The sequence below is a fragment of the Aeromonas sp. 25-248 genome, from assembly GCF_053005425.1.
Genome location: NZ_JBRKTB010000006.1, coordinates 152,470 through 166,374, shown reverse-complemented (window position 1 = coordinate 166,374; position 13,905 = coordinate 152,470). Strand labels below are relative to the sequence as shown.

The 13,905-nt window shown below is 66.0% G+C and carries 10 protein-coding genes and 1 riboswitch; of the genes, 8 read left to right on the top strand and 2 right to left on the bottom strand.

Annotated features, from left to right (window positions below; all coding sequences use genetic code 11):
• The first annotated feature begins 24 nt into the window (after window positions 1–24).
• The 3 genes from metH to rimK all read left to right on the top strand — a co-directional run bounded on the left by metH (window position 25) and on the right by rimK (window position 5,944).
• Entirely contained in the window at window positions 25–3,720 is a 3,696-nt protein-coding gene (gene metH / locus ACVDHI_RS11265) for a methionine synthase (protein WP_447212097.1), read from the top strand.
• 67 nt (window positions 3,721–3,787) lie between these two features.
• The gene (locus tag ACVDHI_RS11260; RefSeq protein WP_447212096.1) at window positions 3,788–4,855 is read left to right on the top strand and encodes a Gfo/Idh/MocA family oxidoreductase; all 1,068 of its coding nucleotides are present in this window, start codon (window positions 3,788–3,790) and stop codon (window positions 4,853–4,855) included.
• Window positions 4,856–5,047: 192 nt separating this feature from the next.
• Entirely contained in the window at window positions 5,048–5,944 is an 897-nt protein-coding gene (rimK, locus tag ACVDHI_RS11255) for a 30S ribosomal protein S6--L-glutamate ligase (protein WP_010672657.1), read from the top strand.
• A 154-nt stretch (window positions 5,945–6,098) separates the two neighbouring features.
• Here the strand turns inward: rimK and ACVDHI_RS11250 are convergent, their stop codons facing one another.
• Entirely contained in the window at window positions 6,099–7,355 is a 1,257-nt protein-coding gene (locus tag ACVDHI_RS11250) for a sensor histidine kinase (protein WP_447212095.1), read from the bottom strand.
• On the bottom strand, window positions 7,352–8,020 hold the full coding sequence (locus ACVDHI_RS11245; RefSeq protein ID WP_447212094.1) for a response regulator transcription factor: 669 nt from the start codon (window positions 8,018–8,020) through the stop codon (window positions 7,352–7,354). The genes ACVDHI_RS11250 and ACVDHI_RS11245 overlap by 4 nt, the downstream gene beginning before the upstream one ends.
• 90 nt (window positions 8,021–8,110) lie before the next feature.
• On the opposite strand from ACVDHI_RS11245, the gene ACVDHI_RS11240 reads away from it, so the two are divergent.
• The 5 genes from ACVDHI_RS11240 (at window position 8,111) to ACVDHI_RS11220 (ending at window position 13,904) form a co-directional block, all read left to right on the top strand.
• On the top strand, window positions 8,111–8,539 hold the full coding sequence (locus ACVDHI_RS11240; RefSeq protein WP_277856368.1) for a hypothetical protein: 429 nt from the start codon (window positions 8,111–8,113) through the stop codon (window positions 8,537–8,539).
• A 78-nt stretch (window positions 8,540–8,617) separates the two neighbouring features.
• On the top strand, window positions 8,618–9,106 hold the full coding sequence (locus ACVDHI_RS11235; RefSeq protein ID WP_104451992.1) for a hypothetical protein: 489 nt from the start codon (window positions 8,618–8,620) through the stop codon (window positions 9,104–9,106).
• 62 nt (window positions 9,107–9,168) lie between these two features.
• A riboswitch (TPP riboswitch) is annotated at window positions 9,169–9,282 on the top strand.
• 257 nt (window positions 9,283–9,539) lie between these two features.
• Window positions 9,540–11,531, top strand: coding sequence for a phosphomethylpyrimidine synthase ThiC (gene thiC, locus ACVDHI_RS11230; RefSeq protein ID WP_447212093.1), 1,992 nt, complete (start codon window positions 9,540–9,542; stop codon window positions 11,529–11,531).
• Window positions 11,528–13,135 carry a thiamine phosphate synthase gene (gene thiE, locus ACVDHI_RS11225; protein ID WP_447212092.1) on the top strand — a complete coding sequence of 536 codons (1,608 nt, stop codon included), beginning with the start codon at window positions 11,528–11,530 and terminating at the stop codon, window positions 13,133–13,135. The genes thiC and thiE overlap by 4 nt, the downstream gene beginning before the upstream one ends.
• Complete coding sequence (locus ACVDHI_RS11220) at window positions 13,125–13,904, top strand: HesA/MoeB/ThiF family protein (protein ID WP_201894953.1); 780 nt, start codon at window positions 13,125–13,127, stop codon at window positions 13,902–13,904. The genes thiE and ACVDHI_RS11220 overlap by 11 nt, the downstream gene beginning before the upstream one ends.
• Window position 13,905 lies beyond the last annotated feature (1 nt).

Sequence of the window (13,905 nt, the reverse complement as noted above, 5' to 3'; positions counted from 1 at the left end):
GCATGGATGTAAGGGGTACGAGCGGTGTCGAGCAGAGAGTCGAACAAGAAAGCGGATGTCACAACCAGGCTGGAAGCCTGTCTCAAGGAGCGGATCCTGATCATCGACGGGGCCATGGGCACCATGATCCAGGGTTACAAACTCGGTGAGGCGGACTATCGGGGGGAGCGGTTTGCCGACTGGCATACCGACATCAAGGGCAACAACGACCTGCTGGTGTTGAGCCGTCCCGCCGTCATTCGCGAGATCCACGACCAGTATTGTGCCGCCGGGGCCGACATCCTCGAGACCAACACCTTCAACGCCACCCGCATCGCCATGGCGGACTACGAGATGGAAGCGCTCTCGGCCGAGATAAACCGGGAGGCAGCCCGCCTGGCCCGCGCCGTGGCGGACGAGTGGACGGCCAAAGACCCAGCCAAGCCGCGCTTTGTGGCAGGGGTTCTGGGTCCCACCAACCGTACCGCCTCCATCTCGCCGGACGTGAACGACCCGGGCAAGCGCAACGTCACCTATGACGAGCTGGTGGCCGCCTACACCGAATCGACCCACGCCCTCATCGAGGGCGGTGCCGACATCATCCTGATCGAGACCATCTTCGACACCCTCAACGCCAAGGCGGCCGCCTTCGCGGTGGACCTGGTGTTCGAGGAGCTGGGTTACAGCCTGCCGGTGATGATCTCCGGCACCATCACGGACGCCTCCGGTCGTACCCTCTCGGGCCAGACCACCGAGGCCTTCTACCACTCCCTTCGCCACGTCAAACCGGTCTCCTTCGGCCTCAACTGTGCGCTGGGGCCGGACGAGCTGCGCCAGTACGTGGAGGAGCTCTCCCGCATCAGCGAGACCCATGTCAGCGCCCACCCCAACGCCGGTCTGCCCAATGCGTTTGGCGAGTACGATCTGGACGCGGTCGAGATGGCGGAGCATATCCGCGAGTGGGCTTCGAGCGGCTTTCTCAACCTGGTGGGCGGCTGCTGCGGCACCACCCCGACCCACATCCGCGCCATGGCGGACGCCGTGGCGGGCATCAAGCCCCGCGCCCTGCCGGATCTGCCGGTAGCCTGCCGGTTGTCGGGCCTGGAGCCTCTCATCATCACGGCGGACTCCATGTTCGTGAACGTGGGTGAGCGGACCAACGTCACCGGCTCGGCCAAGTTCAAGCGCTTGATAAAAGAAGGGCTCTACGACGAGGCGCTGGATGTGGCCAAGCAGCAGGTGGAAAACGGCGCCCAGATCATCGACATCAACATGGATGAGGGGATGCTGGACGCCAAGGCGGCCATGGTGCGCTTCCTGAACCTCATCGCCGGGGAACCGGACATCGCCCGGGTGCCGGTGATGATCGACTCCTCCAAGTGGGAGGTGCTGGAGGCGGGCCTCAAGTGCGTGCAGGGCAAGCCGGTGGTCAACTCCATCTCCATGAAGGAGGGGGAGGACAAATTCATCGAGCAGGCGAAACTGCTGCGCCGCTACGGCGCCGCCGTCATCGTCATGGCGTTCGACGAGGTGGGCCAGGCCGATACCCGGGCCCGCAAGTTCGAGATCTGCCAGCGCGCCTACCGCATTCTGGTGGACCGCGTCGGCTTCCCGCCGGAAGACATCATCTTCGACCCCAACATCTTCGCGGTGGCGACCGGCATCGACGAGCACAACAACTACGCGGTGGACTTCATCGAAGCGGTGAAGGACATCAAAACACACCTGCCCCACGCCATGATCTCCGGCGGTGTCTCCAACGTCTCCTTCTCCTTCCGTGGCAACGAGCCGGTGCGCGAAGCCATCCACGCTGTCTTCCTCTACCACGCCATCAGGAACGGCATGGACATGGGGATCGTCAACGCGGGCCAGCTTGCCATCTACGAAGACATCCCGGCCGAGCTCAAAGAGAAGGTCGAGGCGGTGGTGCTGAACCTCAACGACAACGCCACCGAGGCGCTGCTGGCCATCGCAGAGAAGTATCGCGGCGCGGGTGCCCAGGCTGAGGATCCGCGGGATCAGGAGTGGCGCAGCTGGCCGGTGGGCAAGCGGCTCGAACACGCCCTGGTCAAGGGGATCACCGACTTTATCGAGGAGGACACCGAGGAGGCGCGCGCCCAGGCCGAGAAGCCGCTGCACGTCATCGAGGGGCCGCTGATGGATGGCATGAACGTGGTGGGCGATCTGTTCGGCGCCGGCAAGATGTTCCTGCCCCAGGTGGTGAAGTCGGCCCGGGTGATGAAGCGGGCGGTGGCCTACCTGCAACCCTACATCGAGGCGGAGAAGTCCGGCGGTTCCAGCAACGGCAAAATCGTGCTGGCCACCGTCAAGGGTGACGTGCACGACATCGGCAAGAACATCGTCGGGGTGGTGCTCCAGTGCAACAACTTCGAGATCGTGGATCTCGGGGTCATGGTCTCCTGCGAGACCATCCTCAAGACGGCCCGGGAAGTGAACGCCGACATCATCGGCCTGTCGGGCCTCATCACTCCGTCCCTGGACGAGATGGTGCACGTGGCCAAAGAGATGGAGCGTCAGGGGTTCAAGCTGCCGCTGCTCATCGGCGGAGCCACCACTTCCAAGGCCCACACCGCGGTGAAGATAGAGCAGAACTACTCCGAGCCCGTGGTCTATGTCTCCAACGCCTCCCGCGCCGTGGGGGTGGCCCAGAGCCTGCTGAGCCCGGAGCTCAAGCCCGCCTTCGTCGCCCGCATCGACAAGGAGTACGAGATTGCCCGGGATCAGCATGCCCGCAAGCAGCCGCGCTCCAAGCCGGTCAGCCTGGCCCATGCCCGCGCCAACCGCCATCAGCTGGACTGGGTGGGCTATGAGCCCCCGGCGCCCCGGGAGCCCGGCGTGCAGACCTTCGAAAACGTACCCATTTCAGTGCTGCGTCCCTACATCGACTGGACGCCGTTTTTCCTGAGCTGGGAGCTGGCGGGCAAGTTCCCCCGCATTCTGGAGGATGACGTCGTGGGGGAGGAGGCGACGCGCCTCTACGCCGACGCCAACGCCATGCTGGATCAGCTGGAGAAGGATCAGAGCGTGCGCTGCGCCGGTATCGTCGGCCTGTTCCCCGCCAACGCCGTGGGGGACAGCATCGAGGTCTACACCGACGAGACCCGCACCCAGGTGCGCAAGGTGCTGCACCACCTGCGCCAGCAGAGCGAGAAGCAGGGCTTCCCCAACTACTGTCTGGCGGACTATGTGGCGCCGAAGGAGAGCGGCAAGCCCGACTGGATCGGCGCCTTCGCGGTGACCGGCGGCATCGGCGAGGAGGCCATCGCCAAGGCCTACAAGGCGGACCACGACGACTACAACGCCATTCTCATCCAGGCGGTGTGCGATCGCCTCGCCGAGGCCTTTGCCGAATACCTCCACGAGCAGGTGCGCAAAGTGCACTGGGGCTATGCCCCGGACGAGGCGCTCAGCAACGAAGAGCTTATCCGCGAAAATTACCAGGGGATACGTCCGGCGCCGGGCTACCCGGCCTGCCCGGAGCACACCGAGAAGGGGAGCATCTGGGAGCTGCTGGGGGTGGAGCAGGCCATCGGTATGCAGCTCACCGAGTCCTACGCCATGTGGCCGGGGGCGGCGGTATCCGGCTGGTACTTCTCCCACCCCGAGAGCAAATACTTCGCCGTGGCCCAGATCCAGCAGGATCAGGTGGAAGACTACGCCATGCGCAAGGGGATGACCCTGGCAGAGGCCGAACGCTGGCTGGGACCCAACCTGCATTGATCCCCGTCTGCCTCGCCTCACGCGGTGCGGGGCAGACGCCGGGTATGCACGCCATATCGAGGTTGCCATGAAGATTGGATTTGTCGGTCTGGGGGCTGTGGTGCAGACAGCCTATCTGCCTGCACTCGCCGCACTGGCGGAAAATACCGAGATATGGGGTTTTGATCCCGCCATCACCCTGCCCGGCGTCATGTCCGCCCCGACCCTGGAAGCCCTGCTGGCCGAACCCCTGGATCGGCTGGTGATCGCCACGCCTTCCCTGCTGCATCTGCCTGTGCTGGAGCAGGCACTGGCCAGCGCCATTCCCCTCATCCTGGTGGAGAAACCCGTGGTGGCCACCCTGGCCCAGCACGATCGCCTGCACGCCCTGCTGGCGGACCCCGAGGTCGCAGCCAGGGTGCTGGCGCTGGATCACTGGATGGCCCGCAATGCCGTCCAGCAGTTGCTGCTGAGCGGCAAACTGGATGAAGGCTGGCAGCCTCGGGAATCAGACGGCGCCGGGGGCGGGCTGGCCACCCTCGCCGATATCAGCGCGGTGGAGGGCTTTTTGCTGGAACCCTGCGGCCTGGACGAGGCGGGGGAGCCCTATGCCCTCAACTTCGCCACCGGGGAGCCGGATCGGCGGGTCCTGCGCCATCCAGACGGGGTGATCCTCGACATCGGCACCCATCTGCTGGCGATGATCCGGGAGCTGCTGGTGGCCCTGGGTGGGGACGACCGCCTGCACCTGATCGCGGAGGGCGTCTGCGACCGGCTGGGGCAGCCCATCCGGCGCGGGGATCTGGAGACCGCCGAGGGGCGGGCCTGCCTGCGCGGCGAGGCGGCAGGGGTGCCCCTGACCCTCTGGCTCGACAAGTATGCCGGTCCCGGGGTGGAGAAGAAGGGGCTTTGCCTGCACTTCAAAGACGGGCGGCGCATCGAGCTGCTTCGCCGCGGCAACCTGGAGTGGCTGCACCATCACGACGTCGACGGGATGCGGGGCTGGCAACGTGAGGGGCCCCTCTATCGCCACTGCATCGCCCAGACCCTGCTGGTCCCCGTGCCTTTGGGAGGCTGGGCCGGCACCACGGCGCGCCGTTTGCAGGAGGTCGCCCTGCTGCTTGAGTTGCAACAAGGGCTGCGCGGCCCCCATTGACGTCGCTGTGCGCCATCCGGCATGAGGGCTGGTGGCTGGCGCCGTCTTGCAGAACGGTCCGTTCTTGAGTGCAGCACTCTCGGTTTTTGCCCGTTCTTGCAGAACCGCGCATGGTGAGGGGAAAGGATTGGCGTTGCCAGTCGTTCATGGCACCTTATACTCTCCAGTCCGATTATCAGGTCTGCCATTTCCATGAATATTGCCATTTTATCCCGTGAGCCCAACAACTATTCCACCCGCCGTCTGGTCGAGGTGGCCCGGGCCCGTGGGCATCAGGTCGAGGTGCTCGACACCCTGCGCTGCTACATGAACATCGCCTCCCACAGCCCCTCCATCCATTACGAAGGACGGGAGCTGGAGAGCTATGACGCAGTGATCCCGCGCATCGGTGCCAGCATCACCTTCTATGGCACCGCCGTGCTGCGCCAGTTCGAGATGATGAGCACCATGGCTCTCAACAGCTCGGTGGCCATCTCCCGCTCCCGGGACAAGCTGCGCGCCATGCAGCTGCTCTCCCGTCACGGCATCGGCCTGCCGGTGACCGGCTATGCCCACAGCACCCACGACGTACCGGATCTCATCACCATGGTGGGGGGCGCCCCCCTGGTGGTGAAGCTGCTGGAGGGCACCCAGGGGATTGGCGTGGTGCTGTGCGAAACCCAGAAGGCCGCGGAGAGCGTCATCGAGGCCTTTATCCAGACCAACAACAACATCCTGGTGCAGGAGTACATCCGCGAGGCCAACGGCGCCGATATCCGCTGCCTGGTGGTCAACGGCAAGGTGGTGGCCGCCATGCGCCGCCAGGCCCAGCCGGGGGAGTTTCGCTCCAACCTGCACCGGGGCGGCACCGCCGAAGCCATCAAGATCACGCCGGAAGAGCGTGCCACCGCCGTGCAGGCCGCCAAGATCATGGGGCTGGACGTGGCCGGGGTGGACATCCTGCGTAGCGCCCGCGGCCCGCTGGTGCTGGAAGTTAACTCCTCCCCCGGTCTGCAGGGGGTGGAAGCCGCCTCCGGCAAGGACGTGGCGGGCAAGATCATCGAGTTCCTCGAGCTCAAGGCGAGCCGCAAGCATAAGCCGGCGGAATGAGTCCCAAACGAGTGTCAGACAGGTAAACACAGGGCGCCCTCGGGCGCCTTGTTGCTATCTGGCGGGTGGGCTGGAAGGCAGCGGGCTTGCCGGGAACTGTCTCCCTTCTCCCGTTGTGTTGAACAGCCGGGGAGAAGGGCCGGGGATGAGGGGGCTATACCGCCCCGGGGGCGCCGGGGATCATCACCAGCCGGGCGCTGAAGACCCCCTCCACCAGGTGGGTCTCAATCTGCCAGCCCAGCTTCTCGCAGATGCGCTGGATGATGGTGAGACCGCAGCCGTAGCCGAGGATCTGATCCGGCGCGGCGGCGGTGGGGTTGCTGATGGTGAGCACCTGCTCGTGCAGGGTGATCTCGATGTGCCCCTCGGCGTAGCTCAGGGCGTTTTTCAAGAGGTTGCCGAGGGCGATGGCGAGCAGGGAGAGGGGGGCCTGCACCTCGCTCTCCTCGTCCAGTTGCAGGCGAATGTCCAGCGTCTCCCGTTGCAGCAGGGGGGCGAGGCGGGTCAGTTCCCGGCGAATGAGCTGCGCCACCTGCTGGGGCGGGCGTTCCACGGCCTCCTTGCGTCCCAGCAGCAGGAAGGTTTCGGTGAGCAGGGCCATCTCGTCGGCGGCGGCGCGGATGCGGCTGACGGCGCGGGCCGCCGGGGCGGGCAGGTCATTCACCTTGCCGAGCAGGGCGGCGGATCCCTGGATCACCATGTTGGGGGTGCGCAGCTCGTGGCTGGCAAAGCGGCTGAACTCCTGTTCACGGGCAAACACGGCGGCCACCTCGTGCTTGCCCGCCAGCAGCGCCTGCTCTATCTCACGCAGCTCCTGCCAGGGGGCATCGGGCACGAAGTCCCCCTGATCCGGGGTCAGGTGGGCGACCCGCTGGCGCAGCCGCTCCAGCGGCCTGGTGATGTGACGCACCAGCCAGATGCCGAAGGCGAGGCTCCCCAGCAGCAGGGCCAGGCCGATGAGGCGGGTCACCAGATGCAGCTTGGCTTCGTAAGGGTCGAGGTAGTCGTCCGCATCGTCGTTGAACACCAGATAGAGCAGCCCCTGACCCGAGGGGTGGGCGCGTACCAGGAAGTGCTTGTCCTCCCGGCCCAGCTGATGCTCGAAGAAGCCTGGGCTTTGGTAGGCCTTGAGCCAGGCGGGCAGGCGGCCCGCCTCTGTCCAGTAGCTGGAGAACTGGCGCGGGCTGGGGGCGGGGGCCGCCATCCCGAGGCGCAACCAGTCGTCGTCATAGCGGGTTGCCTCCGCCTCCAGCCAGTGGCGCAGGCTCAGCTCCTCCATCTTGTTCTCGGCCACCACCATCAGCAGGCTCAGGATCACCAGCAGCAGCAGACCGGCCCCTCCCAGCGCCAGCACCAGGCGCCGGCGCAGGCTCGGCAGGCCGGGGGCAAGGGGCTGCGTCGGGTTCGTCATGGGGTCACCAGCCGGTAGCCCTGGCCGTGCAGGGTCTCCAGCATGGGGGTGGGGAAGGGCTTGTCGAGGACATTGCGCAGGGCATAGATGTGGCTGCGCAGGGCGTCGGAGTCGGGCTCCTCGTCGCCCCAGACGGTGTCGAGCACCTCCTGGCGCGTCACCAGCTGGGGCGCGCGCTTCACCAGCAGGGTGAGGATCTGGAACGGGATCTTGCCGAGCTTGAGCTCCACCCCGGCGCGGGTGGCGCGGCCGCTGGCGGGATCCACCGTCAGATCGCCAAAGCAGAGCACGCCCATGTCCCCTCTGGGGCCACGCAGGCTGAGGGCCTCCAGGCGCACCTCCAGCTCCTCCATGGCGAACGGCTTGATCAGATAGTCGTCGCCCCCCGCCCGAAAGCCTGCCAGCTTGTCCTCCAGGCTGTCACGGGCGGTGAGAAAGAGCACCGGGGTCGCGATGCCGTCCGCACGCAGCCGCTCCACGGTACGCAGGCCGTCTAGGCGCGGCATCATGACGTCCATGATGATGACGTCGAAGCGCTGCTCGGCGAGCAGTTGCAGGGCGGCCTGGCCGTGATAGGCGCAATCCACCCTGTGCCCGGCCAGCGCCAGATAGTCCATGATGGTCTCCGCCACCTGGGGACTGTCTTCCACCACCAGTATTTTCATGCTCTGATCTCCTGGTCTGTGCCGATATTTCACGGCCATTTCACACCGGATGGGTCATCCTGTGTGCCAGTGTAACCCCGAGGATCCCCGATGAAGAAGTCTCTCTGCGCCTTCTGGTTATTGATTCTATTGCCTTTTGGTCTGGTGCAGGCGGCCGAGTTCAAGCTCACGGGCCGCACCACCTGGCAGCTTGGCCAGTTGATGGTCAACGGCATTCCCTTCGTGATCGATGAGCGCACCCGCTTCAAGGATGGCTTGGATGAGGACGATCTCGGCGGGACCTGGGTCGATCTGGAAGGGGTCGTGCAGGAGACGGCGGCAGGGGCGCAGCGGCTCGTTCGCGAGGTGGAGGCGCTGGAAGAGGAGGACGAGATGGAACTGGAAGGGCCGGTGGAAGGGGGACGGATCTGGGGTTATGTCACCTCGGATGGGAGCCTCTCCCCGTTTGAGGGACGCTGGCTGGAGCTGGAGTGCAAGTTTGACGGCATGCGCCTGAGCCAGTGCCGGGAGGATGACTGACCGGTCAGGGCGGACCGGGAAAAATTGCTCGTCCGGGGCCATAGTTAAACCTCACCCCGTGACCCCGGACCGTCTGCCATGACCCGAACCGCACTCTGCCTGCTGCTGTTGCCCTTCTGCACCCTTGCCGACGACGCCGAGCTCTGGCTGGTGGAGCTGGAGCACAACGACGGGGTGCGCCTGCAATTCCAGGGGGCTGAGTTGGAGCTCGGCAGTGCCGAACTGCACGGCGTGGCGCTGCCGGACGGGCTCGTGCCCGGCATGCACCTCGCGATCCAGAGCCGCTACGGCGTCGCCGAGACGATCCGGGTGCTCGACGGGGCGCCGGATCCGGCGCTCGGGGCCAGCTGGCGGCGGGCGGAGGATCGACTGCTCACCCATAATCAGCAGGCATTGCTGCTACAGGATCTCGGCGTGCTGGTGTTTGATGCTGACACTCGCTGGATCAACGGCAGCGCCGCCGATCTGCAACCGGGTCGCCGCCTGGTGCTGAGCCGGGATGAAGAGGGCCGCCTCACCGACATCCTCATTCCTGACCCCGAGGATCCCCTCGACGCCGAAGAGTGAGACCTCTCTCCCTTTCCCCTTGTTAATGGCTTGTACTTTAAATTTCCCCACTTATACTGGCGCACATCTTGTCGGAGTGCTGACCGTCGAACGACGCTAAGCTGAGACCGTTAATTCGGGATCCGTGGAACCTGATCAGGTTAAGACCTGCGAAGGGAAACAAGGGTAACTTGCGGGTTACCGCGCCGGGGAAGGCACACCTTTCCGCCAGCTGGAGGCAGACCGCCTCTGGCTGGCACAGGCGCACAGGGGGAGGTTGTCCCGCCGGGCCGTCAGGCCTGCGGATCTGCCACACAGGGCAGAGGGACGGCAGAGCAGGGAAGATCCATGCCCGACTCACTCCCCCGAGCACACCCCGCCGCAAGTTCATCTTCTCCTCGAACTCCAGACAAGCAAACACCCATAACTTCAACCAGTTAATGTGAGTTTTGCTATGTCTACCAATGTTTCTGATACCGCCAAATCCAGCCGCCGCGAGCAGCGCTCCAGCGCCCAGACCTTTATCGACAACCTCAAGGGGATGGCTCACCCCAACTCCCGCCGCATCTTTATCCAGGGTTCTCGCCCTGACATCCGGGTGCCTTTGCGGGAAATCCAGCTGGCCGACACCTTCGTCGGCGGCACCAAGGACGCTCCCCAGTTCGAGCCCAACGAGCCGGTGCCGGTTTACGATACCTCGGGCCCTTATGGGGAAGAGGCCGCCCCCATCGACGTGCGCCGCGGTCTGCCGCGCCTGCGGGAGAATTGGGTGCTGGAGCGTGCTGACACCGACGCGCTGGACGGGCTGAGCTCCACCTTCACTCAGGAGCGGCTGGCGGACGAGGGGCTGGATCACCTGCGTTTCGAACATTTGCCGAGCGCCCGCCGTGCCAAGCCGGGCCGCCGGGTCACCCAGCTGCACTATGCCCGCCAAGGCATCGTCACCCCCGAGATGGAATTTATCGCCATCCGCGAGAACATGGGCCGCGAGCGGGTGCGCTCCGAGCTCCTGCGCACCCAGCACCCGGGTCAGGGCTTTGGCGCCAGACTGCCCCAGAACATCACTCCCGAGTTCGTGCGCGATGAGGTGGCCGCCGGTCGCGCCATCATCCCCAGCAACATCAACCACCCGGAAGCGGAGCCCATGATCATCGGCCGCAACTTCCTGGTGAAGATCAACGCCAACATCGGCAACTCGGCGGTCACTTCCAGCATCGAAGAGGAAGTGGAGAAGCTGGTCTGGTCCACCCGCTGGGGCGCCGACACCGTGATGGATCTCTCCACCGGCCGCTACATCCACGAGACCCGCGAGTGGATCCTGCGCAACAGCCCGGTGCCCATCGGTACCGTGCCCATCTATCAGGCGCTGGAGAAGACCAATGGCATCGCCGAAGACCTCACCTGGGAGCTGTTCCGCGACACCCTGCTGGAGCAGGCCGAGCAGGGGGTGGACTACTTCACCATCCACGCCGGCGTCTTGCTGCGCTTCGTGCCCATGACCGCCAAGCGCCTCACCGGCATCGTGTCGCGCGGTGGCAGCATCATGGCCAAGTGGTGCCTGTCGCACCACAAGGAGAACTTCCTCTACGAGCACTTCCGCGAGATCTGCGAGATCTGCGCCACCTACGACGTCAGTCTGTCGCTGGGGGACGGTCTGCGTCCGGGCTCCGTCTACGACGCCAACGACGAGGCCCAGTTCGCCGAGCTGCGCACCCTGGGCGAGCTCACCAAAATTGCCTGGGAATACGACGTGCAGGTGATGATCGAGGGCCCCGGCCACGTGCCCATGCACATGATCGAGCGCAACATGACCGAGCAGCTGGAGCACTGCCACGAGGCGCCCTTCTATACCCTGGGCCCGCTCACCACCGACATTGCACCGGGGTACGATCACTTCACCTCCGGCATCGGCGCCGCGCTCATCGGCTGGTACGGCTGCGCCATGCTCTGCTACGTGACCCCCAAGGAACACCTGGGTCTGCCCAACAAGGAGGATGTGAAGCAGGGGCTCATCACCTACAAGATCGCCGCCCACGCCGCCGATCTGGCCAAGGGTCACCCGGGCGCCCAGATCCGCGACAACGCCATGTCCAAGGCGCGCTTCGAGTTCCGCTGGGAGGATCAGTTCAACCTGGCCCTGGATCCCGACACCGCCCGCGCCTACCACGACGAGACCCTGCCCCAGGAGTCCGGCAAGGTGGCCCACTTCTGCTCCATGTGTGGCCCCAAGTTCTGCTCCATGAAGATCACCCAGGACGTGCGCGATTATGCGGCGAAACTGGAAGCCGTAGAGATAAAGCTGGTCGGCATGGACGGTCAGCAGGAGCGGGTGGTGGCCGAGGTGGAGAGCGGCATGGCCCGCATGGCGGAAACCTTCAAGGAGACCGGCGGCGAGATCTACCATCAGGCGGCGACCCTGAAGCAGGCCGCAGGGGAGGAGGCGTGAGCAGCGAGCGCGGGGCTGTCAGCCCCGCCGACCTGTCGCCTGTGACGCAGGCCCGCCCCGTGGTCTGGACCATCGCCGGGTCCGACTCCGGCGGCGGGGCCGGCATTCAGGCCGACTTGCACACAATGCATGACCTCGGCGTGCACGGCTGCTCCGTCATCTCCGCCATCACGGCCCAGAACTCGGTGGCGGTGAAGATGGTCGACCCCGTGCTGATGCAGACCTTCGCCGCCCAGATCGATGCCCTGGGGCTGGATCTGCCACCCGCCGCCATCAAGATCGGCCTGCTGCCGACCCGGCTGCATGTGGAGGTGCTGGCACGCAGGTTGTCGACCGTCGAGGCTCCCTTCGTGGTCTACGACCCGGTGGCCATCGCCAGCACCGGCACCCCCATGGCGGAGCCCGGCATGCTGGTGGCGGTGCGCGAGCACCTGCTGCCGCGCCTCTCCTTGATCACCCCCAACGGCCCCGAATTGGAAGCCCTGACCGGCCTGCCTGCCACCAGTCCCGAGCTGGTGCGCCTCGCCGCCCGGCGGCTGCGCGAACTCGGCGCTCGCGCCGTGCTGGTCAAGGGGGGCCACCTTGAATGGGGCGGGGATCTCTGCCTCGACTACTACCAGGATGAGACCCGCGAATTCTGGCTCGCCGCGCCGCGCCTCGATACCCGCCACGGTCACGGCACCGGTTGCGCTTACGCCAGCGCCATCGCCGCCGTGGTGGCGCAGGACTATCCGGTGGAGGACGCCATCACCCTGGCGCGCGCCTACCTGCAACAGGGCTTGGCGGCGGCGCAAGGGGTGGGGGCAGGCCCGGGGCCCATCGCCCATCTCGGCTGGCCTGCCGATCTTGCCCACTTCCCCCGTGCCGTGCTGGCGGGCTCACCGCTCGATCGCCGCTTTGGATTGTATGAAGCGAGCAGCGCCCGTCTGCCGCAGGGCCCCTTTGCGCCGACCGAACACCACCTCGGTCTCTATCCGGTGGTGGACTCGGTCAAGTGGCTCAAACGTCTGCTGGGGGCCGGGGTCAAGACCATCCAGCTGCGGATCAAGAATCTGCCCGCCACAGAGGTGGCGCCGGCCATTCGTGATGCGGTCGCGCTCGGTCGCCGCCATGGAGCGCGGCTCTTTATCAACGACTACTGGCAGCAGGCCATCGAGGCGGGCGCCTGGGGCGTACATCTGGGGCAGGAGGATATGGAGACCGCCGATCTCGCCGCCATTCAGGCGGCGGGGCTGCGCCTTGGCATCTCCACCCACGGCTACTTCGAGCTGATGCGGGCCCGCGAGCTTGCCCCCTCCTATATCGCGCTGGGCCATATCTTCCCGACCAACACCAAGGCGATGCCTTCGCGCCCCCAGGGGCTGGCGCGGCTGCACCACTACCGCGCCCTGATGGCGCAGTGGCCCACGGTGGCCATCGGTGGCATCAGCGAGGAGCGGGTGGCGGCGGTCAAGGCAAGCGGGGTCGGCAGCATTGCGCTGGTCTCGGCCATCACGGCGAGCGATGACTGGCTGGGCGCGACCGAGCGGCTGCTCGCTGCCGTGGGGGCGGGGGATGAACCGCGCTCGGCCTGCGTGATACGGGAGGCAGAACATGCGCTCTGATGCGGCTTCTCTTAGTGACAAAGAGTATCTGAGATACGGCCGCCAGCTGATGCTGGCGGAAGTGGGGGAAGCCGGTCAGGCGCGGCTGAAAGATAAGTCCGTGCTGATCGTGGGCCTCGGCGGGCTCGGCTCGCCGCTCGCCCTCTATCTGGCGGGGGCCGGGGTGGGCACCTTGTGGCTGGCCGATGGCGACACGGTGGATTCCAGCAACCTGCCGCGCCAGATCCTGTTCGATAGCGAGGCGGTCAACCACTCCAAGGCGGAGCTGGCCCGCGAGCGCTTGGCCGCCCACAACCCGCTGGTGGAGCTGATTGCCATCAATCAGCGACTCGATGCCGCCAGCCTGCCGGAGTTTGTGGCCGAGGTGGATCTGGTGATCGACTGCTGCGACAACCTCGCCACCCGCCAGGCCATCAACGCCGCCTGCGTGGCCCAGGGCAAGCCCTGGGTCTGTGCCGCAGCAGTGGGCTGGCAGGGGCAGCTGATGGTGCGCACCAGCAGCGATCACGCCTGCTACGCCTGCCTCTATCCGCTGGATACCGAGATCAGGGAAAGCTGCGAGACCAGCGGCGTCACCGGCCCGCTGGTCGGGGTGATGGGCTCTTTGCAGGCGCTGGAGGCACTGAAACTGCTGCTCGGGATGCCGAGCCCGGTGGCGGGCACATTGCGCCGGTTCGATGCGTTGACCCATCAGTGGCAGACCCTCACGCTGGCTCCCGACCCCGATTGCCCGGTTTGCGGCAGCACCCACCCGGCCCAGGAGAATTAAC

Excerpts from the sequence above, each read along its gene's own strand:
- rimK (WP_010672657.1), top strand. The coding sequence starts at position 5,048 with ATGAATATTGCCATTTTATCCCGTGAGCCCAACAACTATTCCACCCGC.
- ACVDHI_RS11250 (WP_447212095.1), bottom strand. The coding sequence starts at position 7,355 with ATGACGAACCCGACGCAGCCCCTTGCCCCCGGCCTGCCGAGCCTGCGC.
- ACVDHI_RS11235 (WP_104451992.1), top strand. The coding sequence starts at position 8,618 with ATGACCCGAACCGCACTCTGCCTGCTGCTGTTGCCCTTCTGCACCCTT.
- ACVDHI_RS11240 (WP_277856368.1), top strand. The coding sequence starts at position 8,111 with ATGAAGAAGTCTCTCTGCGCCTTCTGGTTATTGATTCTATTGCCTTTT.
- ACVDHI_RS11245 (WP_447212094.1), bottom strand. The coding sequence starts at position 8,020 with ATGAAAATACTGGTGGTGGAAGACAGTCCCCAGGTGGCGGAGACCATC.
- ACVDHI_RS11260 (WP_447212096.1), top strand. The coding sequence starts at position 3,788 with ATGAAGATTGGATTTGTCGGTCTGGGGGCTGTGGTGCAGACAGCCTAT.
- thiC (WP_447212093.1), top strand. The coding sequence starts at position 9,540 with ATGTCTACCAATGTTTCTGATACCGCCAAATCCAGCCGCCGCGAGCAG.
- ACVDHI_RS11220 (WP_201894953.1), top strand. The coding sequence starts at position 13,125 with ATGCGCTCTGATGCGGCTTCTCTTAGTGACAAAGAGTATCTGAGATAC.